Origin of the sequence: Nocardioides sp. LHD-245, from assembly GCF_030929495.1 — a bacterium.
Classification (GTDB): Bacteria; Actinomycetota; Actinomycetes; order Propionibacteriales; family Nocardioidaceae; genus Nocardioides.
Genome location: NZ_JAVFWN010000017.1, coordinates 14168 through 40340, shown reverse-complemented (window position 1 = coordinate 40340; position 26173 = coordinate 14168). Strand labels below are relative to the sequence as shown.

Annotated in this window: 27 protein-coding genes; 12 read left to right on the top strand and 15 right to left on the bottom strand. The window is 71.6% G+C overall.

Annotation, left to right across the window (positions count from 1 at the left end; genetic code table 11):
* Positions 1–26: 26 nt before the first annotated feature.
* The 3 genes from RB608_RS22945 to RB608_RS22935 form a co-directional block, all read right to left on the bottom strand.
* Positions 27–1082 (bottom strand): zinc-binding dehydrogenase, encoded by a 1056-nt coding sequence (locus RB608_RS22945; protein ID WP_308090390.1) that lies wholly within the window; start codon positions 1080–1082, stop codon positions 27–29.
* A gap of 114 nt (positions 1083–1196) precedes the next feature.
* Positions 1197–1781 carry a cysteine dioxygenase family protein gene (locus RB608_RS22940; protein WP_308090389.1) on the bottom strand — a complete coding sequence of 195 codons (585 nt, stop codon included), beginning with the start codon at positions 1779–1781 and terminating at the stop codon, positions 1197–1199.
* A gap of 204 nt (positions 1782–1985) precedes the next feature.
* Positions 1986–2849 carry a creatininase family protein gene (locus RB608_RS22935; protein WP_308090388.1) on the bottom strand — a complete coding sequence of 288 codons (864 nt, stop codon included), beginning with the start codon at positions 2847–2849 and terminating at the stop codon, positions 1986–1988.
* A gap of 519 nt (positions 2850–3368) precedes the next feature.
* On the opposite strand from RB608_RS22935, the gene RB608_RS22930 reads away from it, so the two are divergent.
* Entirely contained in the window at positions 3369–4124 is a 756-nt protein-coding gene (locus tag RB608_RS22930; RefSeq protein WP_308090387.1) for a GntR family transcriptional regulator, read from the top strand.
* A 323-nt stretch (positions 4125–4447) separates the two neighbouring features.
* On the opposite strand, the gene RB608_RS22925 is transcribed toward RB608_RS22930, so the two are convergent.
* A complete protein-coding gene (locus RB608_RS22925) occupies positions 4448–5590 on the bottom strand; it encodes a TRAM domain-containing protein (protein ID WP_308090386.1) in 1143 nt (380 codons plus the stop codon).
* On the bottom strand, positions 5587–7629 hold the full coding sequence (locus RB608_RS22920; protein ID WP_308090385.1) for an APC family permease: 2043 nt from the start codon (positions 7627–7629) through the stop codon (positions 5587–5589). The genes RB608_RS22925 and RB608_RS22920 overlap by 4 nt, the downstream gene beginning before the upstream one ends.
* A gap of 44 nt (positions 7630–7673) precedes the next feature.
* Between RB608_RS22920 and RB608_RS22915 the strand changes: the two genes are divergently transcribed.
* Positions 7674–8339, top strand: a complete 666-nt coding sequence (locus RB608_RS22915; protein WP_308090384.1) for a TrkA family potassium uptake protein — start codon at positions 7674–7676, stop codon at positions 8337–8339.
* Between the two features lie 46 nt (positions 8340–8385).
* Positions 8386–9060: a TrkA family potassium uptake protein gene (locus RB608_RS22910; RefSeq protein WP_282399833.1), complete on the top strand. Its 675-nt coding sequence runs from the start codon at positions 8386–8388 to the stop codon at positions 9058–9060.
* Here RB608_RS22910 and RB608_RS22905 read toward each other — a convergent pair whose 3' ends face one another.
* From RB608_RS22905 to dut, 4 genes are read right to left on the bottom strand one after another with little or no spacing between them, the layout of a single operon-like run.
* Entirely contained in the window at positions 9061–9780 is a 720-nt protein-coding gene (locus tag RB608_RS22905) for a DUF3159 domain-containing protein (RefSeq protein WP_308090383.1), read from the bottom strand.
* On the bottom strand, positions 9777–10136 hold the full coding sequence (locus RB608_RS22900; protein ID WP_308090382.1) for an OB-fold nucleic acid binding domain-containing protein: 360 nt from the start codon (positions 10134–10136) through the stop codon (positions 9777–9779). Before RB608_RS22900 ends, RB608_RS22905 begins: the two co-directional genes overlap by 4 nt.
* Positions 10137–10160: 24 nt before the next feature.
* Entirely contained in the window at positions 10161–10814 is a 654-nt protein-coding gene (locus tag RB608_RS22895; protein WP_308090381.1) for a DUF3710 domain-containing protein, read from the bottom strand.
* A 30-nt stretch (positions 10815–10844) separates the two neighbouring features.
* Positions 10845–11294 (bottom strand): dUTP diphosphatase, encoded by a 450-nt coding sequence (dut, locus tag RB608_RS22890; RefSeq protein ID WP_308090508.1) that lies wholly within the window; start codon positions 11292–11294, stop codon positions 10845–10847.
* Between the two features lie 66 nt (positions 11295–11360).
* On the opposite strand from dut, the gene RB608_RS22885 reads away from it, so the two are divergent.
* Both RB608_RS22885 and RB608_RS22880 read left to right on the top strand, forming a co-directional pair.
* Positions 11361–11843, top strand: a complete 483-nt coding sequence (locus tag RB608_RS22885; protein ID WP_308090380.1) for a DUF3093 domain-containing protein — start codon at positions 11361–11363, stop codon at positions 11841–11843.
* Between the two features lie 19 nt (positions 11844–11862).
* Entirely contained in the window at positions 11863–12153 is a 291-nt protein-coding gene (locus RB608_RS22880; RefSeq protein WP_308090379.1) for a DUF4235 domain-containing protein, read from the top strand.
* Positions 12154–12184: 31 nt separating this feature from the next.
* Here RB608_RS22880 and RB608_RS22875 read toward each other — a convergent pair whose 3' ends face one another.
* The 3 genes from RB608_RS22875 to RB608_RS22865 form a co-directional block, all read right to left on the bottom strand.
* Positions 12185–12475: a DUF4193 domain-containing protein gene (locus tag RB608_RS22875; protein ID WP_179726422.1), complete on the bottom strand. Its 291-nt coding sequence runs from the start codon at positions 12473–12475 to the stop codon at positions 12185–12187.
* A gap of 136 nt (positions 12476–12611) precedes the next feature.
* Positions 12612–13412, bottom strand: a complete 801-nt coding sequence (locus tag RB608_RS22870) for an inositol monophosphatase family protein (RefSeq protein WP_308090378.1) — start codon at positions 13410–13412, stop codon at positions 12612–12614.
* Entirely contained in the window at positions 13409–14521 is a 1113-nt protein-coding gene (locus RB608_RS22865) for a ferrochelatase (protein ID WP_308090377.1), read from the bottom strand. The genes RB608_RS22870 and RB608_RS22865 overlap by 4 nt, the downstream gene beginning before the upstream one ends.
* Positions 14522–14553: 32 nt before the next feature.
* Between RB608_RS22865 and RB608_RS22860 the strand changes: the two genes are divergently transcribed.
* The 5 genes from RB608_RS22860 to RB608_RS22840 all read left to right on the top strand — a co-directional run bounded on the left by RB608_RS22860 (position 14554) and on the right by RB608_RS22840 (position 20798).
* A complete protein-coding gene (locus tag RB608_RS22860) occupies positions 14554–15780 on the top strand; it encodes an MFS transporter (protein WP_308090376.1) in 1227 nt (408 codons plus the stop codon).
* Positions 15749–17068: a D-arabinono-1,4-lactone oxidase gene (locus tag RB608_RS22855; protein ID WP_308090375.1), complete on the top strand. Its 1320-nt coding sequence runs from the start codon at positions 15749–15751 to the stop codon at positions 17066–17068. The genes RB608_RS22860 and RB608_RS22855 overlap by 32 nt, the downstream gene beginning before the upstream one ends.
* A complete protein-coding gene (locus RB608_RS22850; protein WP_308090374.1) occupies positions 17061–17474 on the top strand; it encodes a YchJ family metal-binding protein in 414 nt (137 codons plus the stop codon). Before RB608_RS22855 ends, RB608_RS22850 begins: the two co-directional genes overlap by 8 nt.
* Positions 17475–17530: 56 nt before the next feature.
* On the top strand, positions 17531–18538 hold the full coding sequence (gene sepH, locus RB608_RS22845) for a septation protein SepH (protein ID WP_308090373.1): 1008 nt from the start codon (positions 17531–17533) through the stop codon (positions 18536–18538).
* A gap of 214 nt (positions 18539–18752) precedes the next feature.
* The gene (locus RB608_RS22840; RefSeq protein WP_308090372.1) at positions 18753–20798 is read left to right on the top strand and encodes an SDR family oxidoreductase; all 2046 of its coding nucleotides are present in this window, start codon (positions 18753–18755) and stop codon (positions 20796–20798) included.
* 1 nt (position 20799) lies between these two features.
* On the opposite strand, the gene RB608_RS22835 is transcribed toward RB608_RS22840, so the two are convergent.
* A complete protein-coding gene (locus RB608_RS22835; RefSeq protein WP_308090371.1) occupies positions 20800–21612 on the bottom strand; it encodes a sulfurtransferase in 813 nt (270 codons plus the stop codon).
* 73 nt (positions 21613–21685) lie between these two features.
* Between RB608_RS22835 and RB608_RS22830 the strand changes: the two genes are divergently transcribed.
* On the top strand, positions 21686–22099 hold the full coding sequence (locus tag RB608_RS22830; RefSeq protein WP_308090370.1) for a hypothetical protein: 414 nt from the start codon (positions 21686–21688) through the stop codon (positions 22097–22099).
* Between the two features lie 6 nt (positions 22100–22105).
* Here the strand turns inward: RB608_RS22830 and RB608_RS22825 are convergent, their stop codons facing one another.
* Positions 22106–23569 carry a glutamate-cysteine ligase family protein gene (locus RB608_RS22825; protein ID WP_308090369.1) on the bottom strand — a complete coding sequence of 488 codons (1464 nt, stop codon included), beginning with the start codon at positions 23567–23569 and terminating at the stop codon, positions 22106–22108.
* Between the two features lie 60 nt (positions 23570–23629).
* Positions 23630–24661 (bottom strand): DUF4192 domain-containing protein, encoded by a 1032-nt coding sequence (locus RB608_RS22820; RefSeq protein WP_308090368.1) that lies wholly within the window; start codon positions 24659–24661, stop codon positions 23630–23632.
* Positions 24662–24794: 133 nt separating this feature from the next.
* On the opposite strand from RB608_RS22820, the gene RB608_RS22815 reads away from it, so the two are divergent.
* Complete coding sequence (locus tag RB608_RS22815; protein WP_308090507.1) at positions 24795–26168, top strand: DNA polymerase IV; 1374 nt, start codon at positions 24795–24797, stop codon at positions 26166–26168.
* The last annotated feature ends 5 nt before the right edge of the window (positions 26169–26173 follow it).

Sequence of the window (26173 nt, the reverse complement as noted above, 5' to 3'; positions counted from 1 at the left end):
CCGCATACGTGCGGCGTAGTTCTCCATCACTGCTCGACGCTCAGGACGACCTTGCCGAAGCCGCTGCGCTCATCGAGGTAGGCATGGGCTTTGGCGGCCTCGTGCAACGGGAAGACTCGGTCGACGATCGGATCGAATCGACCTTCGCGCAGCAGGTTGATGATCTGCTCGAACTCCCAGCGCGTGGCGCTGTTCGACCCGATGATCGAGACCTGCTTGTGGAACACGTGAGCAATGTTCATCGACACGTCATAGCTGGCCGTGCCACCGCACGTGACCAGGCGCCCGTTGCGCGCGACCGATCGGACAGCGTCGCCGAAGATCTCACCACCGAGGTGCTCGAACACGACGTCGACACCGCGCTTGCCGGTGATCCGCATGACCGCCTCGTGCAGATTCTCGCTCGTGTAGTTGATGAGGCGGTCCGGATCCACGCCCAGCTCCACGGCACGGTCGAGCTTCCACTGCGCTCCGGCGGACCCGATGACCCGGGCACCGATCAGGTTGGCGATCTGGATGGCCGCGACCCCGATGCCACTGCCCACGGCCTGCACCAGGACGGACTCGCCGGGCTGGAGCGCGGCCCGCGTGACGAGCATGTGCCACGACGTACCGAAGGCCATCGGGAACGCCGCGGCCTTGTGCAGGTCGGAGTAGTCGCCGAGCGCGGCGACGTTGCGCTCGGGCACCGCCACATACTCGGCGTAGCCGCCCGGATACTTCGCCCCGAGATAGCCGTAGCGCAGGCAGGTCGTCTCGAATCCGCGCAGGCACTGTTCGCAGCTGCCGCAACTGCGAACCCAGTGCAACGCCACGTTCGCACCCTCGGCGACCCGCTCCTCGCATTCGGGACCATAGCCGACAACCGTGCCGACGACGTCGCCGCCCAGAACGTGTGGCTTGGCCTGCCCGGTGTGGTAGCGCCCGTTGCGCGCGAGCAGGTCGAACCCGTTGATCCCACATGCGCGCACCCGGATCAGGACCTCCCCTCGCTGAGGTTCAGGGCGGTCAATCTCCCGGTACTCCAGCGTCTCGGGTCCACCAGGCTCGGTGAACACTGCCGCCATCATCTTCTCGGCCATCGTTGTTGCCTTTCTTCGGGTCGTACGCCGTCCACCCCTTGTGGGGCGACGCGCGTCAGCAGGGTGGGGGCGTCGGTTCGAGGGAGCTGCGCGCCCGCCGCCAGGAGCGTGCTGTCAGTGATCGCCACGCCACGACAGCGGCGCCGAGCCCCCGGCTGCGCTGGCAACGAGCGGCTCAGTGAAGATCTCGTTGATGCTGGTGCCGAGCTCCGCGATGTTCGCGCCGTAGATGTGCATGGAGATCGTGAGGGTCTCGGCGTCGTCGCTGTCGTTGGCGACCTTGTGGATGTCCTCGTCCGGTGGGACGAGGGCGCAGACCTGGCCCGGCGAGTAGTGCACGTTGTGCGCCTCGACGAGCACCCGCCGGTCACCCTCGGTGTGCAACTCGTACCGGGTCTCGAGTTCCCTGCCCTGCAGCACCCCCACGACGCACCAGCAGCGGTGGTCGTGGATCGGCGTCTCCTGTCCGGGCTTCCAGACCAAGGACACGATCGAGTACAGGCCCTCCTCGTGAACGTGTACGACGTGCTGGCGGTACCTCTCCGGGTCGGGCTGGCGGTAGCGCTCGTCGAGGAACTCGGGGTGCCTGAGGAGTTCGCTGAGGTACTCGGCCGTTTCAGTAGCGATGTGGGCTGGGTCTTGACTGTTCTCCACGAGGCCGTTCATCTGCGAGATGAAGTTCGCGAGGTGGGGGTCCATCGGTAGTCGTCCTCCTTCGCACCGTCCGGTGCCCGTGCTTGCTGATCGGTTGTTCGACGTATGACGTCATGCAGGTGTACAAACCGCTGCACGACCGAGCGAGAGACCTGCGCTCGTCCAGCCCACGACCCAGACGGGCAGCGGCCGTTCGTCAGCCATGCGTGGCGCTTGATCAGCCGCCCGACGGCTGAGAACCCTGCGCGTTCAGTTCGTGGCGCGACGCTTCTCGGCCGCCTCCCCCGGGCCGTGGCCTCCGATGGGCCCGTCGTAGCCACGCATCCACGTCACGAGGTCGCACAGGCGGGCGACGATGTGGTCGTGATACGCCTTGCCCTTGGCATCGGTGGTCCCCAGGGAGGAACTGAAACTGCCGGTCGGCGTGAACGCGCGCTGCTCGGCTCCGCTCCACATGATGTCGACGCCGTCGGGCGCGGGCCCGAACAGGTCATTCCCGACAAACCCACCGAAAACCTCGTCGAAGTCCACGCTCGCGTTGGTGAGGCGATCGACCCGGATGAGACCGGGGTAGCGATGCAGGATGTGCGAGAGCTCCAGTTCGCCAGCGTGGTGCTCATTGGTCTCCTTGATGCTCGGCGCGGCCGACTTGGCGAGGTGGAGCGGATCGGCCACGGCGAACATCACCCCGGGGTACTCCTCCTCGTGGACGCCGCGGACCGCGCTGATGAGGCTGGGCAGGTTGGAGCCCTTGTGCCCGTTGAGGAGGACGATGCGGGTGAAGCCCTGCTTCGCCAGGCTCCGACAGACGTCGCCGACGAAGTGCGTCATCGTCTCGGTGCGTACCGAGATCGTGCCGGGGAAACCCGCGTGGTGAGACGAGTCGCCGAACCAGATCGGCGGCGTGCACAAGATGCCGGTGCGCTGGGCGACGTCCTCAGCGAGCGTGATGGCGACGTAGCTGTCCACACCCAGACACCCGGCCGGGCCGTGCTGCTCCGTGGCGCCGATCGGGACGATCACGATGCGCTCGTGCTCCAGGTAGCTGGCCACCTCCTCCCACGTGCAGTCCTGCATCCACACGGACGGTGTGAGTGGCGTGCTGGCGGTCATGGGGTTCTCCTCGCGTTGTCTGTTCATTGGCTCCCCCGTCGTGTGTCGTCGCGTTGTCGTCGGGCGGCATCGGCTCTGCCGTCGCCCGGCGATGCCGCCTGGAGCACGTCGCATCGTCGACGTGGGTGATCCCTCGACCGTGGCCACGTCCTCGGGCGAGGCGGCATTCGTCTCGGGCTGGCGCGCTTCCGATATCTAGTTGCTGCGGCTCGGTACCTCCGGCCTCCGGATCGAAGGACGGAGCCGAGGTCGGACCGTCCTGGTACATGCTGCGTGACACTTTTACACAGACGACAGACGTCTGACAACAGCCTTGGATGTCACCTGTGCCCACGTCGCCGTCACCCGGCCGTCATGGAGGGCGGGTACTTGTTGGTGGGGAGGCATGCTGATACCTTCCGCTGGTGGTCTGACGTCAGGCCTCAGTGACTCCCCGACCAATCGGCCGTCGTAGTCCCTCAAGCCGCGAGGAGATCGGCCGCACTCGAGGTACCGGACCAGCAGCTAGGAGCCTGAAGAATGGTGGCCAGATCCCTCACAACAGGGCGCCTGCAACGCGACGCCCACCGGGTCGCCAAGAACGAGCTCGCGGCGCTCATCGAGCGACTGGTCTTGTCCGGTCAGGACCGACTCCCCTCCGAGGACGAGTTGTCCGCATTGCTCGAGGTCAGCCGGGCCACCGTGCGGTCGGCGCTGTTGTCTTTGCAAAAGGACGGAGTCGTTCAGCGCCTGCACGGGCGCGGCACGTACATCAACAGGCACGCCCTGCGAGCCCAGGCGAACATCAGTCAGGACCGCGCATTCGCCGAGATCCTGGCTGAGATGGGCCACGAGGTCGTCACCGACAGCACGGACGTCCGCGTCGAGGAGCGGACTACGTCCATCAGTCGGATCTTCGACTGGGAGGACGTCACCCACTTGTGCGTCATCCGGCGGGTGTTCTACGCCGACGGGCAGCCGGCCGTGTTCACGATCGACCACGTGCCCATGCGGGTGCTACCCGAGAACGAGCTCCCCGACAACGGCGACGAGTCGATCTTCGACTTCCTGCGGGTGCGAGCCGGTCGGCAGGTGCGGTACTCGGTCGCGGAGATCGTGCCGACGATGCCGCACCAGGAGGTTGTCGACGCGCTCAACCTGGCAGACGGAGTGCCGGTGCTTCTACTCGAGCACACTCACGTCGACGAGTCGGACGTCCCGGTCGCGTTCACCCAGGCCTACGTCAACGACAAGTCACTGCGCTTCTCGGTCGTCCGGACGTACACGAACTCCTGACTCCGCGCAGCGAGGGCTCATGCCCGCTCCGGGGCCGCGTCGGGAGCTGATGCCGGCCTCGGTGCGCCATCACGTCACGTGGCAAGGCAGGTTCACCGGCGGGTCGACTACCGCAAGACGGACGCGGCCGCCCATCGCGCTGCCCGACAGGGCGGCCGCGCTCCTGCGGCGGCGAAAGGTCGCCCGGGCCCGGATGACCTCGACGCGGCGTTCGCGCGCTGCGTCGGCAGCCGAGCGCCAGAATCCGCGGCTCGGCGATTTCAAGACGAGCCCAAAGTGAGCCTTGGGCCCATTCCGGGTTCGGCGACAACGACCGAATCGCATCACTGCAGGTCAGACCTGGTTTTCGTCAGCAGAGCGACGCACTCCACGTGGTGCGTCATCGGGAACAGGTCGAAGGCGCGCAGCGACGCGAGCCGGTAGCCGTGCTCGGCGAAGCTCGCGACATCGCGCGCGAGCGCCGACGGGTCGCAGGCGACATAGGCGACGCTTCGGGGAGCACGCGCGACGACCTGCTCGACCACGGCGCGCTTCGCGCCCGCTCTGGGCGGGTCGAGGACGACCAGGTCGGCACGGGCCCACTCCTCCGGGAGACCGTCCGTGAGGACGGCGCCGACGTCGCCCGCGCGGGCCAGGACGCCGGGACAGTTGCGCTCGGAGAGACCCGACGCCGTGCGGTCACCCTCGACGGCGGCGACCCGACCGGTCGGCCCGACCGCCTCGGAGAGGAACCGGCTGAACAGGCCCACGCCGGCGTACAGGTCGAGCGCGCTCTCCCCCGGCTGGGGATCGAGGGCCTCGAGCACGGCGCCGACCAGCGTCTCCGGGGCGCCCGGGTGGACCTGCCAGAAGCTCGCCTGCTGATCCGGCACCGCGGCGACCTCGAACACCCTCCCCCGGACCTCGTACGACGGCCCGGACCTCGCCTCCAGGAGACAGGCGTCGACGGCGACCGTGTCGTGCGAGCGGTGCTTGCGCATGCCACGTCCGCCGCCGGGCAGGTCGACATAGCGCTGACGGGTCCGCCAGCGCAGACCGGCGTCGTCGCCGGGGACCGCCTCGACCTCGACGTCGACCTCGAGCCGGGCCAGCCGGCGCAGCTGCTCACGCACGACCTCGGCCTTGAGCTCGCGCTGGGCGGGCAGCGCGACGTGCTGGAGGTCGCAGCCGCCGCACCGGCCGGGGCCGGCGTACGAACAGGGTGCGGGCACCCGGTCGGGCGACGGGGTCAGCACCTCGACGGCGTCGCCGCGCCAGAACCGGTCCCCCTCGGTGCCCTCGGTGATCTCCAGTACCACCCGCTCGCCGGGCAAGGTGTGGCGGACGAAGACCACCCGGTCCTCGACCCGGGCGACGCAGTGCCCGCCGTGCGCGACCGGGCCGACCTCGACCTCGAAGCGGCGACCCACCATCGAGCTGCCCCGGGCGGTCCGCGTCCGCGGTCTCCGGGCCTGCGGCCGGCTCACCGTGGGAGGTTCCGGTCGTCGCGGGCCTCGACCCGGCCCCGCCGCAGGTCGCCGGGGCGCACGCGGTGCTCCTCGCGCTCCTCGCGCTCCAGGGCGATCTCGGAGGACCGCAGCTGGTAGGGCACCGAGATGACCATGACGCCGGGGGTGAAGAGCAGCCGGCCCTTGAGCCGCAGGGCCGTCTGGTTGTGCAGGAACTGCTCCCACCAGCGTCCCACGACGTACTCGGGGATGTAGACCGCGACCACGCCGCGCGGGTTGGCCCGCCGGATGGCCGAGGCGTACTCGATGATCGGCTTGACGACCTCGCGGTACGGCGAGTGCAGCACTTTGAGCGGGACGCCGGTGTTGCGCTCGTCCCACTCGTCGAGGAGTCGCGCGGTGTCCTTCTCGTCGACCGAGACGTAGACGCCCTCGAGCGCGTTGGGCCGGGTCGCCTTCGCGAAGGCCAGCGCGCGCAGGGTCGGCTTGTGCAGCTTGGAGACGAGCACGATGGCGTGCACCCGGGTGGGCAGCGCCTTGTCGGTCTCGTCGGCGGCGAGCTCGCGCTCGACGTTGTCGTAGTGCTTCTTGATCGACTTCATCACGGCGAAGAAGAAGCCCATCGCGAGGATCGTGATCCACGCCCCGGCCAGGAACTTCGTGAGCAGCACCACGACCAGGACCACGGCGGTGAAGGACAGGCCCACCGCATTGATGGCGCGTGAGCGGTAGATCCGCCGCCGCGCGGCGGGGTCGCGCTCGGTCGTCAGCGCCCGGGTCCAGTGCCGGATCATGCCGAGCTGGCTGAGGTTGAAGGAGACGAAGACGCCGACGATGTAGAGCTGGATCAGCTTCGTGGTCTCGGCGTCGAAGGCCACGATGAGCACGATCGCCATCGCGGCGAGGAAGACGATGCCGTTGCTGTAGGCGAGCCGGTCGCCGCGGGCCCCGAAGGCGCGGGGCGCGAGCCCGTCCTTGGCGAGGATCGAGCCGAGCACCGGGAAGCCGTTGAAGGCGGTGTTGGCCGCCAGCACCAGGATGATGCCGGTGACGGTCACGACGAAGTAGAAGCCGGGGCTGAAGTCGGAGAAGACGGCTCGCGCGATCTGGGCGATGACGGCGTGCTGGTCGAAGTCGTCGGGCACCGGCTGGCCGTCACGCGTGAGCCGGCCGAACTCGTGCGGGTCGACGAACCGGATCCCCATCTGCTTGGCCAGCACGATGACGCTGACCATCATGGTGATCGCGATCAGGCCGAGCAGCAGCAGCGTGGTCGCCGCGTTCTGGCTCTTGGGCCGTTTGAAGGCCGGGACGCCGTTGGAGATGGCCTCGACACCGGTCAGCGCGGCGCATCCGGACGAGAAGGCCCGGGCCAGCAGGATGACCAGCCCGAAGGTGGTGATCGGGTCCTCCCAGCCCTCCTTCGGCGTGATGTCGAGGTCAGCGCTCTCGGCCATCGGGAGGGTCCCCGCGACCATCTCGAAGAAGCCGAAGGCGCACATGCCGAGGATGGCGAACATGAACAGGTACGTCGGGACCGCGAAGAAGGTGCCCGACTCGCGGATGCCCCGCAGGTTCATCGCCATCAGCAGGAGCACCATGACGACCGCGACGGTCGCCTCGTGGTGCTGGAACGCCGGCAGTGCCGACGCGGCGTAGTTGGCCCCCGACGAGATCGACACCGCGACGGTGAGGACGTAGTCGACCAGCAGCGCGCTGCCGACCGTCATGCCCGCCGTACGCCCGAGGTTGACGGTCGCCACCTCGTAGTCGCCGCCGCCCGACGGGTACGCGTGCACGGTCTGTCGGTACGACGCGATGACGGCGGCCATCACGAGGGCGACCGCGATCGCCACCTTCCAGGACCAGACGTACTGCGCGGTGCCGGCGATCGCGAGCATGATGAAGACCTCGTCCGGCGCGTAGGCGACCGACGAGAGAGCGTCGCTGGCGAACACCGGCAGCGCGACCCGCTTGGGCAGCAGCGTCTCCCCCAGTTGGGCGCTGCGAAGCTTGCGTCCGAGCAGGATGCGCTTCGATACGTCTCCGACACCCACGAGCGACAACGGTAGGGCATCGGACGTGGGATAGCGTGCTCACCGTGCACGTCGTGATCATGGGCTGTGGCCGGGTCGGCTCGACCCTGGCGCGCAGTCTCGAGGACCGCAACCACACCGTGTCGATCATCGACAGCGAGCCCGACGCCTTCCGACGGCTCGGACCGGGCTTCAACGGCGACAAGATCCCCGGCATCGGCTTCGACCAGGAGGTCCTGGAGAAGGCGGGCATCCGCCGCGCGGACGCCTTCGCCGCCGTGTCGAGCGGTGACAACTCCAACATCATCGCGGCCCGGGTCGCGCGGGAGACCTTCGGGATCCAGCAGGTCGTGGCCCGGATCTACGACCCCGGTCGCGCCGAGGTCTACCAGCGGCTCGGGATCACGACCGTCGCGACGGTCAAGTGGACCGCCGACCAGGTGCTGCGCCGGATCCTGCCGGCCGGTGCCGAGCCGGACTTCCGCGACCCGTCCGGCACCATCCGCGTCGACCACCTCCCGACCCCCGAGGTCTGGGTGGGAGCCCGGGTGGGCCAGCTCCAGGAGCAGGCCCGCTGCCGGGTCGCCTGGATCGACCGGCTCGGCGAGGGCCTGCTGCCGGACCGCGACAGCGTCATCCAGGAGGGCGACATGCTCCACCTGGTCACCCGCGAGGAGTCCGCGGACCATGCCTACGAGGTGCTCGGCCGCGGGCCCGAGCTCGGTGATTGATCGGTGACTGATCGGTGATTGAACAGTCTGAGAGGGCCAGGAAGACATGAGAGTCGCCATCGCCGGAGCGGGCGCCGTGGGCCGCTCGATCGCCCGCGAGCTGATCGAGAACGGCCACGAGGTGCTGCTCATCGACAAGTCCCCGTCCTCGATCCGTCCCGAGCGGGTCCCCGATGCCGAATGGCTGCTGGCCGACTCCTGCGAGCTGTCCTCGCTGGAGGAGGCGCGTCTCGACAAGTGCGACGTGGTGATCGCCGCGACGGGAGACGACAAGGCCAATCTGGTGACCGCGCTGCTCGCGAAGACGGAGTTCGGCGTACCGCGCACCGTGGGGCGGGTCAACCACCCCAACAACGAGTGGCTGTTCACGGAGGCGTGGGGCGTCGACGTCAACGTCTCGACCCCGCGGATCATGTCCGCGCTGGTCGAGGAGGCCGTGAGCGTCGGGGACCTGGTGCGCCTGTTCACCTTCCGCAAGGGCAACGCGAACCTGGTCGAGATGGTGCTGCCGGCGGACTCGCCGTACGTCGGCAAGGAGTCCGGCCTGATCCCGTTGCCGGAGAACTGCGCCCTGGTCTCGATCCTGCGCGACGGGCAGGTCTACGTGCCGACCCCGGAGCAGCCGGTCGAGTCGGGCGACGAGCTGCTCTTCGTCGTGCCGGCCGAGGCCGAGGACGAGCTGGAGCGGCTGCTCGCCCCGGGCTCGCACCCGGCCAAGTAGCTACGCCGGGTCGGGCTCGGCGCCAGGAGACCCCAAGGGGGTCGCGTTGCGGGCCAACAGCCAGATCATCACCGACCACGACCCGATCCGCAGCGCCCAGCCGAGACCGGTGCGCAGGATCAGGATGAGCACGACCGCCTGGTCGGGATCGAGACGGCCGCTGTGGCCCAGCAGCCACACGGGCCCCTGGAGCAGCACCCCGATCGCGCCCGGCAGGAGCATCACCCAGGTCAGCCGGCTGCAGAGCCGCACGACCAGCGGGTCGTCGTGCCAGGCCGTCGCGTCACCGGTGACGCCGCCGAGCATGAAGCCGAGCATCGGCCAGCCGATCAGGCAGGTGAACCCGAGCACGATGGTGTAGCCGAGGCTCATCAGGATGCCGGGCAGGAAGAACGCCAGCGCCTGGTCGGACTCCGAGCCGCCCGAGCTCTCCGCCCAGCGGACGAAGACCCAGCCGATGCCGATGCCGAACACGGCGTTGAGGACGTACTGGGTGCTGGAGCGCTGCGCCACCCGGGCCAGCAGGGCGAGGCCGGCGACCACGAGGCTGCCGACCAGCGCCCACTGGAGCTCCTTCGTGGTCAACCAGACGACGGTGAACACGACGCCGGGGACGGCGGCCTCGATCATGCCGCGCCGGCCTCCGAGTGCGGTCGCCAGCTGACGGCGGACGAGGGCCTCGACCGTGTCGACGCCGATCGCGGGGTGCGGGGCGCTCACAGCAGCTCGTACCTCGGGTTGTAGAGCATCCGGTGGCCGTCCTGGGTGCCGACCCGGCCCTGCACCTCGAGCGCGCGCCCCGGCCCGATCCCGGCGATCCGGCGACGACCCAGCCAGATCACGGTGATCGTGCCGGTGCCGTCGTACAGCTCGGCCTCGAGGGCGGGCACGCCGCCACGCGGGCGCAGGGTGACCGTGCGCAGGGTGCCACGGAGCCGCACCGGCTCCCGGTCCGGGGCGTCGCCGATGCACATCACGCCGTCGCCGCTGAACGTCTTGCGGAGATCGCGGGCCTCGGCCTCGTCGGGGTTGGCCCATCTGCTGATGGTGCGCCTCAGGCGGCTCTTGGTGCGCATGCGCTGGCCTCGTCCGTCCTCGGGTCAGGTGGCCGGGACGGCCCGGGGCTCCGCGCCCTCGGGCAGGGAGAGCGGAAGCTGCTCGCCGACCGGCATGGCGTGGTTGCCGCGGCGCACGGCGACCTGCTCGATGGCGGCCTCCCACGCACCGGCCGCCTCGGGATCGCGGGCCGGCTCGCCCAGCAGCGTGGCGCGCAGCAGCCAGCGGGGTCCGTTGATGCCGATGACCCGCGAGGTCTGGGTGCCGACCTGCCCGTCGGGACGGGTCAGACTGACCTCGCACACCAGCTCGGTGCCGAACCGGCCCTCCCGCTCGGTGGCGGTGCCGCCGCGGCGGGCTGCGTCGGCCGCGATCTGCGGCCGGATCTCGCTCCACAGGTCGCCGTTGCGTGGTGCGGCGAAGGCGCGCAACTCGAGCGCGCCGGCGTCGGTGGCCAGCAGCACGGCCCGCACCGTGCCGGATGCCTCGTCGACCTGGACCCGCAGCTCGCGGCCGTCGCTGGGAGCCACCAGGAGCGAACCCAGGTCGAGCCGGGCCACACCGTCCTCGGGGAGGTCGTCGGCGTCGAACGGGCCGGCGGCGGCCAGGTCCCGGGGCCGACCGGACTCGTCGGGCTCGGCGGGCTCCCCCGCCACGCCCTCGACCGCCGGGTCGGCAGCCTTGCGCCGCAGCCTCACTGTTTCCTCCTCGTCACGCCCATCGGCCTGTCACCGCTGGAATCCTCCGGTTGAACCGTAGCCGCCGCTGCCACGCACGCTGTCCGGAAGGGCGGCGACCGGCTCGAACCGGGCCCGCTCGACCCGCTGGACGACCAGCTGGGCGATGCGGTCTCCCCGGCGCAGCGTGATCGCCTCGACCGGGTCGTGGTTGATCAGCAGCACCTTGATCTCTCCACGGTAGCCCGCGTCCACGGTTCCCGGGGTGTTGACGATGGACAGGCCGTGCCGGGCGGCCAGCCCGGAGCGCGGATGGATCAGCGCGACGTATCCCTCGGGCAGCGCCACGGCGACGCCGGTGGGCACCAGGGCCCGCTCGCCGGGCGCCAGATCGACGTCGACGCTGGTGACCAGGTCGGCTCCCGCGTCGCCCGGATGGGCGTAGGCGGGCAGCGGCAGGTCGGGGTCGAGCTGCTGGACGGAGATCACGAGATCCGAGATGGCGTCGTCGGGCACGGGGAGACCCTAGCGACTGCCCCTCACCGGGTGGATGGGATCATCCTCAGCGTGAGCGAGACTGCGAGCTACCAGGAGCGCCTGAGGGTCCCGCTGCGGTGGTGGGCGCAGGGCACGATGCTCGTCGCGACGCTCTGGCTCACGCTCATCGTCGCCCTCATCGGCCACGCGGCCTGGCTGGCATGGACGGTGACGGGCGTCGTCATGGCCGGAATGGTCGCGGCGCTGCGGGCCTACGGCGGCGCGCGGATCGCCGTCTCGGACGGCTGGTTCCGAGCCGGACGCGCCCAGATCGAGATGACGTACGTCGGCGCGGCCGAGGCGCTCGACGCCGAGCGCACCCGGAGCGTCTCGGGCCCGGAGGCCGACGCCCGCGCGTACCTCCTGCTGCGTCCCTACCTGCGCCGGTCGGTCAAGGTGGAGATCACCGACCCGGCCGATCCGGCGCCGTACTGGCTGGTCAGCTCCCGCCACCCGCGGGCCCTCGCCGATGCGCTCAACACCGTACGGACGGGCAACGCCGCCGACCAGTAGGGCCCAGTAGGCTCGGCCCATGGCAAAGGACAGCTCCAAGGTCTGGTCGACGTTCTCCCTCGTCGCCGCGCTCGGTGCCGCGGCGGTCGCGAAGAAGGGCCTCGACACCAGCTGGAGGGCCGCGACGGGCAAGAAGCCCCCGGTCAACCCGGCCGATCCGGACGTCGACGTCTGGGAGGCCGTCGCCTGGGCAGCGGCGAGCGGCACGTTCGTCGCGCTGGCCAAGATGCTGGCGCAGCGGCGGGCCGCCAACTACTACCTGAGGTCGACCGGCCACCTGCCCCCCGGCCTGCGTCAGGGCGACGCCTGACCCAGGCCGCGGGCAGGTCGTGACGCAAGGACTAGATGCAGTCCTTGCAGATCATCTTCTTGGGATCCGCCAACTGGCTGCGGTGGTGGACCAGGAAACAGCTCATGCAGGTGAACTCGTCGTCCTGCTTCGGCTTCACCTCGACGGCGAGCTCCTCGTGGGACAGGTCGGCGCCGGGCAGCTCGAATGACTCAGCCGCCTCGGTCTCGTCCTCGTCGACCTTGCCGGAGTTCTTGTCGTGGCGGCGCGCCTTGAGCTCTTCGATGCTCTCTTCGGACTGCTCGTCCTCGTTCTTGCGCGGTGCGTCGTAGTCAGTCGCCATGACGTATGTACTCTCTCCCCTCAGCTGGCCGCCAGCCACACTGGTCGTGCGGGTGGCGCGGCAGATTGTGCACCATCGGGTCCGGTTCGCGATACCCGGGTCGATGCGAGTCCCCAGAACAGTCGACGGCGCCCGGCTATTCCCGGAGGAAGCCCGCGGCCCGGACCGCCTCCAGAAGCTCGTCGAAGCCGTGATCGGGGCCACACACGACGGCCTCCGTCCCAGCGGCACCGACACCCACCAGGAGCCTCGCTCCGGCGAGGCGGGCGATCAGCCCGCCGGCCGCGTGGTCCCACAGATGGACCCCCTCCTCGACGTACCCGTCGAGGGCGCCCTCCGCCACCCGGCACAGGTCCAGCGCGCAGGATCCGGTGCGGCGGATGTCACGGATGGACGGCAGCAGCCGGGCCGCGGCGGCGGCCTGGACCTCACGGACCGGGCGGGTGTAGTTGAAGCCGGTGGCGACCAGGCGATGCGCGAGCGGAGCCGGCCCCCGGACGGCGAGCGGCACGCCGTCGCGGGTGGGTACGCCGCCGCGATGGCCGGCGTACAGCACGTCCTTGGCGACGTCCATGACGACGCCGGCGACCACCTCGCCGTCGACCTCGGCCGCGATCGACACGGCGTACTCGGGGATGCCGTAGAGGAAGTTCACGGTGCCGTCGATCGGATCGACGATCCAGCGCACACCGGAGGTGCCGGCGGCGTCATCGGCGGCGCCGCCCTCCTCGCCCAGGAAGGCGTCGTCGGGCCGGGCGTCGAGGACCAGCCGCCGGATCAGCTCCTCGGCGGCCCGGTCGGCGGCGGTGACGACATCGATGTCGCTCGACTTGGTGGCCGCGACGGTGACGCCGCGCGCGGCGTGCTCGCGCACGAGCACGGCGGCCGCGCGGGCGACCTCCTCGGCCAGGGCGCACAGCGCGGCCGGGGTGTTCACGCGCGGGTGCCGGCGCAGCAGCCGAGCGGGCAACGGTCCTGCGACGGTCCGCGGACTCCCAGCGCCGGCCGCGCGGGCTCCTCGCCCCGCTCGGCCGCGGCCCGCTCGAGGACGAGCTCGCGCACGGCGCTCACGAACGCGGGATGGGTGCCGGCCGACGACGCCCGCCGGGCCGGCAGGCCCAGCCGCTCCGCGGTCGCGAGGGCCTCGGTGTCGAGGTCGTAGACGACCTCCATGTGGTCGGAGACGAAGCCGACCGGGATCAGCACGACGGCCGCGGCCCCCTCCGCGGCGAGCTCCTCCAGCCGGTCGTTGACGTCCGGCTCCAGCCAGGGCACGTGCGGGGCGCCCGAGCGCGAGCAGTAGGCGAGCTCGTGCGGTCGGTCCACGCCGGTGGCCGCGGCCACCTGGGTCGCCACGGCGCCGGCGACGTCGAGGTGCTGGGCGACATAGGCCCCACCCTCGGGACCGCTGGCGTCGCTCATCGTGATCGGGATGGAGTGGGTCACGAACACCAGCCGGGCCCGGTCCCGGACCTCCGCCGGCAGGCCGGCCAGTGCGGCGAGCACCCCGTCGACGTTGGCGGCGACGAAGCCCGGGTGGTCGTAGTAGGCGCGGATCTTGTCGAGTCGCGGCGCCGCGAGACCCTCGGGCACCGCGGCCCTGGCCTGCTCGAGGTTGTCGAGGTACTGCCGACAGCTCGACCACGACGAGTACGCCGACGTCACCAGGCACAGCGCACGTCGTACGCCGTCGGCGGCCATCTGCGCGACCGTGTCGGCGAGATAGGGCGTCCAGTTGCGGTTGCCCCAGTAGACCGGCAGGTCGAGGCCGTGCTCGGTCAGGTCCTTCTCGACGGCCGCGATCAGGGCCTTGTTCTGGTCGTTGATCGGCGAGCGTCCGCCGAACAGGAAGTAGTGCTCCCCCACCGCCTCGAGCCGCTCGCGCGGAATCCCCCGGCCGCGCGTGACGTTCTCGAGGAACGGCACGACGTCCTCGGGCTGCTCCGGTCCGCCGAAGGACACCAGCAGCAGGGCGTCGTAGGGGGCGGTCGGGGAAGCGTCGTCGCGCGGAGTGGGACCCGGCCGGGCCTGCTGAGAATTGGGCACCCGCCCATCGTAGGGAGGACGATAGCGGCGCAATGTTGCAGACCTATCGCCAGATCTTCACGCCCGCCACGGCGCTCTTCAGCCTGACCGGACTGGTCGCCCGGCTGCCGATCTCCATGGTCGGCCTCGGCCTCGTGCTGCTGGCCGAGCACGAGACCGGCTCGTACGGATTCGCCGGCTCGGTGTCGGCGGTCGCGCTGGTCGCGACCGCCTGCTTCGCTGTCGTCCAGGGCCGGCTCATCGATCGGCACGGCCAGAGCCGGGTGCTGCCCGTCGTGATCACGGTCTGGGGCGTCGGCCTCGCCCTCACCATGGGCAGTCTCCAGTGGGGCTGGCCGCACGGCGCGACGTACGCCTTCGCGGCGCTGACCGGCGCCTCGATCCCCTCGGTCGGCAGCTGCGTGCGGGCGCGCTGGTCGTACCACCTCGCCGATCGTCCCGGGCGGCTGCACACCGCGTTCTCGTTCGAGGCCGTCGGCGACGAGACCGTCTTCCTGCTCGGACCGATCGCGGTCACCATGCTGGCGACCGGCGTCCATCCCGCCGCCGGCCTGCTGACGGCGCTGGTCTGCGGCCTCGCCGGCACCTACGTGTTCGCCGCACAGCGAAGCACCGAGCCGCCCGCGCACCCCCGGACCGCGACGACCACGGCCCGGCCGCCGATGCCCTGGCGCGCGATCGCGCCGCTGACCCTGGTCGCGGCGGCGCTGGGTGTCGTCTTCGGTGCCGCCGAGGTGGTCACGGTCGCGTTCGCCGACGAGCGGGGACACCAGTCACTCGCCGGCATCCTGCTGGGGATCTGGGCCTTCGGCAGTCTGCTCGCGGGCGTCGTGTCCGGCGCGATCACCTGGCGCCGCGGCCCCCTCGCCCGGCTGCGGATCGGCGCGTTCGGCATGCTCCTCGCCGCCGCTCCGCTCGCCCTGGTCCCGAGCATCCCGCTGATGGCGCTCGTGCTGTTGCTCGGCGGTATCGCGGTGTCCCCCACCCTGATCGCCACCATGTCCCTGGCCGAGCAGGTGCTGCCGACCTCCCGGCTGACCGAGGGCATGGCGTTCATCCAGACCGGCATCGCGGTGGGCCTGGCGCCCGGCGCGGCCATCGCCGGGGTGGTGATCGACCATGCGGGCGCCTCCCCGGCGTACCTGGTCTGCCTGGTGGGCGGCGCCGTGGCACTGATCGGCGCACTGCTGATCCGCGCGGCCGGGGTCCCGGATAGCGTGCGTCCTCATGAGCACCCCGCTGCCGAGCGCCTGGCGTAACTGGTCGGGCCTGGAGTCCGCCAGCGGACTCGACGTGCTCGCGCCGGCCGATGCCGCCGAGGTCGCCGCGGCGGTGTCCCTGGCCCGCGCCGCCGGGCGGACCGTCAAGGCGGCCGGCACGGGCCACAGCTTCACCGGCATCGCGACCCCACGGGACGTGCACCTGCGCCCCGAGGGGATGCGCGGCATCGTCGCCGTCGACCGCGACGCCCTGACCGTCACCGCGCTCGCGGGCACCCAGCTGAAGGTGCTCAACACCGACCTCGCCCGGCTCGGCCTGAGCCTGCACAACATGGGCGACATCGCCGAGCAGACCCTCGCCGGCGCGATCTCCACGGGCACCCACGGCACCGGGGGCCGGGCAGCCGGCCTTGCCGCCCAGGTCGTCGGTCTCGAGCTGGTCACCGGCACCGGTGAGGTGCTGCGGGCGAGCGCCACCGAGAACCCCGACGTGCTCGACCTGGCCCGGGTCGGCCTCGGCGCCCTCGGCGTGCTGACCACGATCACCTTCGCCGTCGAGCCGCTGTTCCTGCTCCGCGCCGAGGAGCAGCCGATGTCCTGGAACGACGCGATGGCGTCCTTCGACGACCTCACCGCCGCCCACGACCACGTCGACATGTACTGGTTCCCGCACTCCGACCGGATGCTCACCAAGCGCAACACCCGCGTCGGCACCGACCTCACGGCCGCCGAGCCGCTCCCCCGCTGGCGCTCCTGGCTCGACGACGATCTCCTGTCCAACACCGTGTTCGGCGCGCAGACCGCCGCCCTCAACCTGGTCCCCCGCGCGATCCCGGCCGCCAACCGGTTCGCCTCGCGTCTGCTGGGGCCGCGGACCTACACCGACATCGCCCACCACGTCTTCACGACCGAGCGCCGGGTCGTCTTCCGCGAGATGGAGTACGCCGTCCCGCGCGAGGTCGGCCTCGGCGTGCTGCGGGAGTGTCGCGCCGCGTTCGAGCGCTCCGGGCTCGCCGTCTCGTTCCCGGTCGAGATCCGGGTCGCACCGAGCGACGACGTACCGCTGTCGACGTCGTACGGGCGGGACTCGTTCTACCTCGCCTTCCACACCCACCGGCGCGCCGACCACACGGCATACTTCGCGGCGATGGAGCCGATCCTGCGCGCCCACGGCGGCCGCCCGCACTGGGGCAAGCTGCACACGCTCGCGCTCGCCGACATCGTCGAGCTCTACCCGCGACTCACCGACTTCCGCGCGCTGCGCGACCGGCTCGACCCCGACCGGGTGTTCACCAACGCCTACCTCGACCGGGTGCTCGGTGACTGAGCGGCGGCCGGAAGCCATCCGACCCGCCTGCCCGTGCGACTCCGGGCGCACGTACGACGACTGCTGCCGTCCCTACCACCGCGCCCCCGGCTCGGCGCCGACCGCGGAGGCGCTGATGCGCTCGCGCTACTCGGCGTTCGGCAAGGGGCTGGCGTCCTACCTGCTGCACACCTGGCATCCCGCCACCCGACCGCCGTCGCTGCAGCTCGACGAGCGGATCACCTGGACCGGCCTCGAGGTGCTGGCGGCCCGTGACGGCGGCCCCACGGACCGGCGGGGCATGGTCGAGTTCGCGGCGCGCTACACCCGTGACGGCGAACCCGGGTCGCTGCACGAGATCAGCCGGTTCCGGCGACAGGGCGACACCTGGCTCTACGTCCGAGGGCGGGCCCGGTGGGGGGCGTAGGCTCGGCCCGACAGACCAGCAGCAGGCAGACGACGGACACACGACCCGAGGACGGCATGACGGACACGGCGGACCAGGGTGGCACCGATCGCCCCGTGCGCCTGAGCCTCGGCGCCGACCGCTCGGCCGGATCCGACCGGCGTCGCCTGCTGCTCGTGGACGATCAGGGTGGCGAGTTCACGCTCGACATCACGCCCGACCTGCGCGCGGCGGTGCGCGGTGAGTCACCGCGTCGATTGGAGACCTCGATGAGCAGCAGCATCCGGCCCCGCGAGATCCAGACCCGGATCCGCTCCGGCGAGTCCGCGGAAGCGGTCGCCGAGGCGGCCGGCACGTCCGTGGATGCGATCATGCCGTACGTCGCGCCCGTGCTCGCCGAGCGCGAGCACATCGCCGAGCGGGCGCAGAAGGCGTCGGTGCGCCGCACCCCGGGCGAGGGGCAGGCCGCGTCCGCCGGTGGCGCCCACCAGAGCCGGGTGCTCGGCGACGCCGTCACCGGCCACCTGCGCGGGCGTGGCGGCGACCCGGCAACCGTCACCTGGGACGCCTACCGGCGCGACACCGGCCGCTGGGTGCTGACCGGGACGTTCGAGACCGCCGAGCGCGGTGGCGTCGCCCGGTTCACCTACGACGCCCCGGGCAACTACGTCCTCTCCGACAACGACGACGCCCGTTGGTTGATCGGCGACGCGCTGCCGCCCGCCGAGCCGACCCGCGACGATCTCCAGCAGGTGCGCGAGCGCCGGCTGGCCGCCGTTCCCGAGGAGCTCCCGCTGGGCGACCTCGGCGAGCCGACCGTCGGCGACGCTGTCGGCGACGCCGTCGACCAGGCCCTGGACCTCGCGGCCGGCGAGGCCGCCGAGCCGCTCGCCGCCCCGGTTGACGAGCCGATCCGCGCCACCGGGGAGCCCGCCGCCGAATCCGCTGGTCCCGAGGCCGACGCTGCCGCGGAGGAGTCGGCCGAGGCCGAGCGTGCGCGGCATCGTCGCCCGGTGCAGAAGAAGCGTGGCCGCGCCTCGGTGCCGAGCTGGGACGAGATCATGTTCGGCGGCGGAGACCAATAGGACTTGGTCGAGCGCGTCTCCGGCGACGAGAAAGCAAAGCAAGTTCCCGGAGGTCGCCTCCCGCCGCGCTGCCGACCAATAGGACTTGGTCGAGCGCGTCTCCGGCGACGAGAAAGCAAAGCAAGTTCCCGGAGGTCGCCTCCCGCCGCGCTGCCGACGGTGAGCACTGCTCGAGCCCGTCCCCGGCGACAGGAAAAGCGCGTAGCGTGCGCGCATGGCCTACTTCGTGACCGGCGCCACCGGATTCATCGGTCGCCACCTCGTCGCCGAGCTCGTCGACCACCGAGAGGGTCCGGTCTTCGTGCTCGTGCGGACATCCTCGCTCCCGCGCATGGAGGCGCTGATCCGGCAGTGGGGCTCGGACCGGGTGCGGCCCGTCGTCGGTGACCTCACCCAGCCCGGTCTCGGCGTCGACCCCGGGTGGGTCGCCGAGCACGCGGGTGGGATCGACCACTTCTTCCACCTGGCCGCGATCTACGACATCACCGCCGACGACGCGACGAACGACGCGATGAACATCGACGGCACCCGCAACGCGCTGGCCCTGGCCGAGGAGCTGCGGGCCGGCGTGTTCCACCAGGTGTCCTCGGTGGCCGCGGCGGGCGACTACCACGGCCGGTTCGACGAGACGATGTTCGAGGAGGGCCAACCACTGCCCTCGCCGTACCACCGCACGAAGTACGAGTCGGAGAAGATCGTCCGCGAGGAGGCCGGCATCCCGTGGCGGGTCTACCGGCCGGCGATCGTGGTGGGCCACTCCGAGACCGGCGCTATGGACAAGATCGACGGCCCCTACTACTTCTTCCCGGTGATCAAGCGGCTGCGTGACTCCCTGCCCGCCTGGCTCCCGCTCGTCGGGCTCGATCTCGGCGACACCAACCTGGTTCCGGTCGACTATGTCGCCAAGGCGATGGACCATCTCGCTCACGTCCCCGGCCACGACGGCGAGGCCTTCCACCTGGTCAATCCGGAGCCGCAGTCGGTGATCGAGATGATCAACGCCTTCTGCTCCGCGGCCGGTGCCCCGCGCTTCGCGACCCCGGTCGACCGTGCGATCACCACGGCCGGGCCGCTCGGGCTGATCCCCCGCGCGCTGCGCCCGATGAACGTGATGAACGCCGTGGTCCGCTCCGCACCAGCCCAGCGGCTCCTCGACCAGACCGTCGGCCGGCTCGGCATCCCGGCCGAGGTGCTGGCGCACACGTCGTTCCCCTCGGTGTTCGACTCCCGGATCACCGAGCGGGCACTCGCCGGCTCGGGCATCAGCGTCCCGCCGCTGGAGACCTACGTCCGGGCGCTGTGGGGCTACTGGGAGGAGAACCTCGACGACGCCACCGGCCGCGACGCCAAGGCGGTGGCGGCGCTCAAGGACAGGTACGTCGTGATCACCGGCGCCTCGTCCGGCATCGGCCAGGTCGTGGCGCTCAAGGTCGCCCAGGCCGGCGGCATCCCCGTCCTCGTCGCCCGGGGGAAGGAGAAGCTCGAGGCCACCAAGGCAATCATCGAGCTGCGCGGCGGTCGGGCCGAGGTGTTCCCCTGCGACCTCTCCGACCTCGAGGCGATCGACCGGCTCTGCGAGCAGCTCGTCGAGGGCCTGCCGAGCGTCGACTACGTCGTCAACAACGCCGGGCGCTCGATCCGTCGCTCGCTCAAGCTGTCGCAGGACCGGTTCCACGACTTCGAGCGCACCATGCAGCTCAACTACTTCGGCGCGATCCGGCTCGTGATGGGCCTGATGCCGCAGCTGCACACCCAGCGGTCGGGCCACATCGTCAACATCTCCTCGATCGGCGTGCAGACCAACCCGCCGCGGTTCTCGGCGTACGTCGCCTCGAAGGCCGCTCTCGACGCATGGAGCAATGTCGTCTCGTCCGAGGTCGTCGGCCACGGCATCACCTTCACCAACGTCCACATGCCGCTGGTGCGGACGCCGATGATCGCGCCGACGAAGATCTACGACAAGTTCCCCACCATCTCACCGGCCCAGGCCGCCGACGTGGTGATCAGGGCGATGGTCGACAAGCCCCACGAGATCAACACGGCGCTCGGCACGGCCGGCGAGCTGGCCCACACGATCGCGCCGCGGACCGCCTTCCGTGTCCTCAACCTGGCCTACCAGGTGTTCCCGGACTCGGCCGCGGCGAAGGGCCAGAAGCCCGCCTCTCAGGCCGCCGCCGCGGCCGAGGAGGCACCCGGCGCCCACCACCGCGAGACCGAGCAGATCCTGATGGCCCAGCTGTTCCGGGGCGTGCACTGGTAGGTCAGCCGGTGGCGACCGGGCGGGACGGGTCGGCCACCCACTCGCTCCAGCTGCCCGGGTAGAGCGCCGCGGTGACTCCGGCGAGCTCCAGCGCGAGCACGTCGTGGGCCGCGGTCACGCCCGATCCGCAGTAGACAGCGACGTCCGCGCCGGGCACGGCGCCCACCTCGGCGTAGACGGCCGCGAGCGCCGCCGGGTCGCGGAATCGTCCGCTCTCGTCGAGGTTGCGGCTGGTCGGCACGTTGACCGCGCCCGGCACCCGGCCCGCGACCGGGTCGACCGGCTCCGCGTCGCCGCGGTACCGCTCCGGGGCGCGGGCGTCGACCAGCACCGAGACGTCGAGCACCGCGGCGACGTCGACCGCGGGGAGGCTGCCCGGCACGGCGGTGAAATCACCCGGGCCGGGCCCCGCACCCCGGCCGATCTCGGCCTCGCCGCCCGCCGCGCGCCACGAGGACCAACCGCCGTCGAGCACCCGGACATCGGTGTGCCCATGGTGGCGCAGCAGCCACCAGCAGCGCGCCGCCGCGTGCCCGGCCCAGTCGTCGTAGGCCACGACCGGACGCGCGCGGCTCACGCCGGCCCGGCGCATCGCCGTCTCGAAGACGGCGACGTCCGGCAACGGATGTCGTCCGCGCTCCCCCGGCTCGGCCGCGAGATCGCGGTCCAGGTCGACGTACGACGCCCCGGGGACATGGCCCGCGGCGTACTCCTCGGGACCGCCCGGCCCGCCCATCCGGTAGCGCACGTCGAGCACCGTCACCTCTCCGAGGACGGTGCGGAGCTCGTCGACGCTGATCAGTCCGGACCTCATGGGCCGAGCCTAGGGCGCGTCTCCCTGTGGAGGAGGATCCCGTGGCCGCCGCGGATCGGGCAGGCTCCCGCCCATGATCCAGGAGCCGGTCCCGACGCTGCTCGAACGGGTGCTGCGGCGCGCCGTGCGCGACCATGCGGCCGCCGAGGGCCGCTGCCAGCTGCCGCCCGCCCTGCACGTCGGCATCCCCGGCGGGCGAGTGCGCTCCTTCGAGCTGTCCGGCGACGGCCCGCTCGACCTCGCGCTGCGCGTCGAGGCTCTGGAGGCGATGTGCCGCGACCACCTCGCCGCCGACGTCGTCCCCCTCATCTGGCTGACCCGTACGCCCGAGGGCCACGACGTCGAGGACCTCGCGTGGGCGGCCGCCGTCGGTTGTGCCGGCGGCGAGCTCGGGGTCCGCCTCGACCTGGTGGTCGTCACCCGCCGCTCCTGGTGCGACCCGCGCTCGGGCGTGGGTCGGCGGTGGACCCGGCTGCGCCGGTCCTGAGCCCTCTCAGTCCCAGGTGTGGACCGGCTGGTTGTCGTGCATCCGCTGCCGGTAGTCGGCGAGCACCGCCCGCAGTGCGTCGTACCTATCGGCGTCATCGCGCTCCTGCACCCGGCGGGCGAACCAGTCGGCGGCGTTGGTGCCGCTCAGGCAGCGCTGCTCGATGATGTCGAGGTAGCGATGGGCCTCCGCCGGATCCACTCCCCAGGCCGCCAGCCCCTCGTGGGCCAGGGGCAGCAGCCGGCGCACCACCAGCTCGGTCGCCCGCACCTTGCCCAGCTGGGGCCAGTAGACGTCGGCGTCGATGCCGAACCGGGCCGCGCTGTGGAAGTTCTCCTCGGCCGCGCTGAAGGACATCTGGGACCACAGGGGGCGGTCGTTCTCGGCGAGGGCCCGGACCAGGCCGAAGTAGAACGCGGCATTGGCGACCGTGTCGACCACCGTGGGACCGGCGGCCAGGATCCGGTTCTCGACGCGCAGATGGGGCAGGCCGCCGGTGATGTCGTAGACCGGCCGGTTCCATCGGTAGATCGTGCCGTTGTGCAGCCGCAGCTCGGACAGGTTGGGCGTGCCGCCCGCCTCCAGGACGGTGAGTGGGTCCTCCTCGTCGAGCACCGGGAGCAGCGGCGGGAAGTAGCGGACGTTCTCCTCGAACAGGTCGAACACCGAGGTGATCCAGCGCTCGCCGAACCACACCCGCGGACGCACCCCCTGGGCCTTGAGCTCCTCGCCACGGGTGTCGGTGGCCTGCTCGAACAGCGGGATCCGGGTCTCGGACCACAGCTGCTTGCCGAGCAGGTAGGGCGAGTTGGCCGCGACGGCGAGCTGGATGCCGGCGATGGCCTGGGACGCGTTCCAGTACGCCGCGAACTGGTCGGGGCTCACCTGCACGTGGAACTGGGTGCTGGTGCAGGCCGCCTCCGGCATGATCGTGTCGACCGTCGCGTTCAGCCGCTCGACGCCCCGGATGTCGATGAAGATGTCCTCGCCGCGGGCGCGCAGGATCTGCTCGCTGAGCAGTCGATAGCGAGGGTTGGCACTGATCACCTCCGCGCGCAGGTGCTCCGGCGCGAGGGTGGGCAGGATCCCGATCATGACCAGGTGGGCCCCGAGCGCCGCCGCCCGTTGCTCCGCGTGGTTGAGGCTGTCGCGCAGCTGGGTCTCGTAGCCCTCCAGGCCCCCGGCGCGCAGCGGACCCGGCGGCAGGTTGAGCTCGATGTTGAACTGCCCGAGCTCGGTCTGGAAGTCGGGATCCTCGATCGCCTCGAGCACCTCGGCGTTGCGCAGTGCCGGGTCGCCCGTGCCGTCGACCAGGTTGAGCTCCACCTCCACGCCGGTCCACGGATCGTCGGTGTCGAAGGCCGACTCCCGCAGCATCCGCTCGAACACGTCGAGACAGCGACGGACCTTCTCCCGGTAACGGGTCCGGTCGGCGGGCGTGAACTCCTGGGCCGCGACATCGTCTCCCATGCACCGACCTTAGCCACGATCCGTGGACGGTTCGCCTGCTACGCGACACCAGAACGAGGCTCAGGAGGTCGACGATGCCTGCGGGAGTCCCCTGTCCCACGCGAACCCCCCTTTCCACAGCGTCGGCGGCACGGCGCCTTGGAGGAGGGAGGCCAGGTGCTCGGCCATCCGGTGGCCCGGGCTGGCGCCGAGGCAGCGGTCGACGGCGGCCCAGGCGAGTGCGCCGTCGCCGGCCTGCCAGGCGGACCAGCCCAGGAGCGCGGCCGGAGCCGCCACGAGGGCGTCCGGCGCACGGCGCACGGCGTCGGACCAGAGCCGGAGGTGCGCCTCGGCGTTGTGGCCCCGGAGATCGGACCAGGCCGCGTCGCGGACCCGGGCGGCCTGCATCACCCACAGCAGCCGCGCCAGCACCGCGTCATCGGGCACGGCCTGGTCGGCGAGCAGGCCGCGCACGGTACGCAGGGTCCAGTCGCCGGCGTCGCGGAGCGACCTCCCGCCGGTCGGCACCCCGGCGTCGGCCAGCCGGCCGGCGACCAGGGCACTGCTCACGGCCGCGGCTGCGGCCGGGTCCTGCTCGAGCGAGGCGACCAGCTCGGCGCGGGAGCCGTGCAACCGCCGCCCCGCGACCGCCGCGGCCAGCACGAAGGGGTGGGCACGGACGTCGTAGGGGTGGCGTCGACGCCGGACGGTGGGGTCGGGATGGCCGAGCTCGCGGTAGTGGGTGCCGTCGGCGAGCAGGGCGGTCACGAGCACCGGCCCGGTACGCCGGCAGGCGCGCCGCAGCTCGCGGTGCACCGCCTCGGCCGCCGGCGTGTCGTCGGTGTAGTAGAGCAGGACGGCGTGCGTGGCGTCATGGCGCAGCGCCGGCCCGAGGAGCTCCGCCGCGACCAGCCGGCGCACGTCCCGGGACCGCGCGGCCGCGGACGGCAGGTCGGTGCGGGCGTGGAACGGGTGGTGCGCGCCGAAGGTCATCAGCACGACGGACTGCTCGGGCCAGAACCCGAGCAGGACCGGCGCCGCGGCGAGCAGGTCCTCGGGAGCGTGGACGGTCAGGGAGGTGCGCGGACGGGGTGCCTCGGAGGTCGTGGTCATGACGAGCACGGTGTCGCGGACGGCCGCCAGTCGCCCGGATCACCGGGGGTGCCTGGGGAGGACCCGGGCGGGAGATCGCCCTGGGGACAGGTGAGGGCCCGGGTTGTCACCGGTGAGCACTAACGTGACGCTCGTGCGCGCCCACGCCTCGGTCCTCCACCTGGACCTCGACGCGTTCTTCGCGGCGGTCGAGCAACGCGACAAGCCGTCCCTGCGGGGGAAGCCGGTCATCGTCGGCGGCACCGGCGGACGCGGCGTGGTGTCGACCGCTTCCTACGAGGCCCGGGTCTTCGGCGTCCGCTCGGCCATGTCGACGCGGGAGGCGCGCGCCCGGTGCCCGCACGCGGCGTACCTCTCCGGCCGGTTCGAGGCCTACCGCTCGACCAGCGCCGCGGTGATGGCGGTGCTGCGCGCCTGCTCGCCGCTGGTCGAGCCGCTGTCCCTCGACGAGGCCTTCGTCGATCTCGCCCAGGCCGACCTCCCCGACCTGGAGGTGGCCACGGTGACGGCGCTCGCCGAGGAGCTGCGCGCCCGGGTCCGTGAGGCCACCGGCGGGCTGACGGCGTCGGTCGGGATCGCCTCCTCGAAGTTCCTCGCCAAGATCGCCAGCGACCTGCGCAAGCCCGACGGACTCGTGGTGATCCAGCCCGGTACCGAGCTCGACCTGCTCCGGCCGCTGCACGTGTCGGTGATCCCCGGTGTCGGCCCGGCGACCGTCGAGCGGCTGCGCCGGGCCGGCGTGCACACGGTCGCGGAGCTGGAGCGGGTCAGCCAGGACGAGCTGGTGCGACTGGTCGGCAAGGCACAGGGCGGCGCCCTCTTCCACCTCGCGCGGGCCGAGGACGACCGGCCGGTCGTCGCCGACCGCGAGACCAAGTCCGTGAGCGTCGAGGGCACCTACGAGAACGACCTGACCGACCGGTCTCAGATGGCCGCGATCATCACGCGGCAGGCCGGTGAGGTCGCCAAGCGCCTGCGGAGCAGCGGTCTGTCGGGACGGACGGTCACGATCAAGGTCCGCCTCTACGACTTCACGACCCTCAACCGCTCCTCGACCCTGCCCGCGCCCACCGACGACCCCGGCACGGTCGCCCGGCTCGCCCGCACCCTGCTGGAGGACCTCGACACGTCCGGCGGCGTCCGGCTGCTCGGCGTCGGCGTCTCCGGCCTGGCGGACTGGATCCAGGAGGACCTGTTCGCCGCGGAGGGGCCGGAGCCCGGTGCGGAAACCCCGGCGGAGCCCGAGGAGCCGGAGGAGGCGAGGGAGCCCGACCAGGCCGGCGCCCGCTGGCGCAGCGCGACCTGGGCTCCGGGCATGGACGTGGTGCACGCCGAGCACGGCCGCGGCTGGGTCTGGGGCTCGGGCAGAGGGGTGGTGACGGTGCGCTTCGAGACCGCCGACACCCCGCCGGGTCCGGTCCGCTCGTTCCGCGCCGACGATCCCGACCTCGAGCGCTGGCGACCGCCCGCGGAGCCACCCTCGGATCAGCAACCGGATGAGCAGTAGCGTTC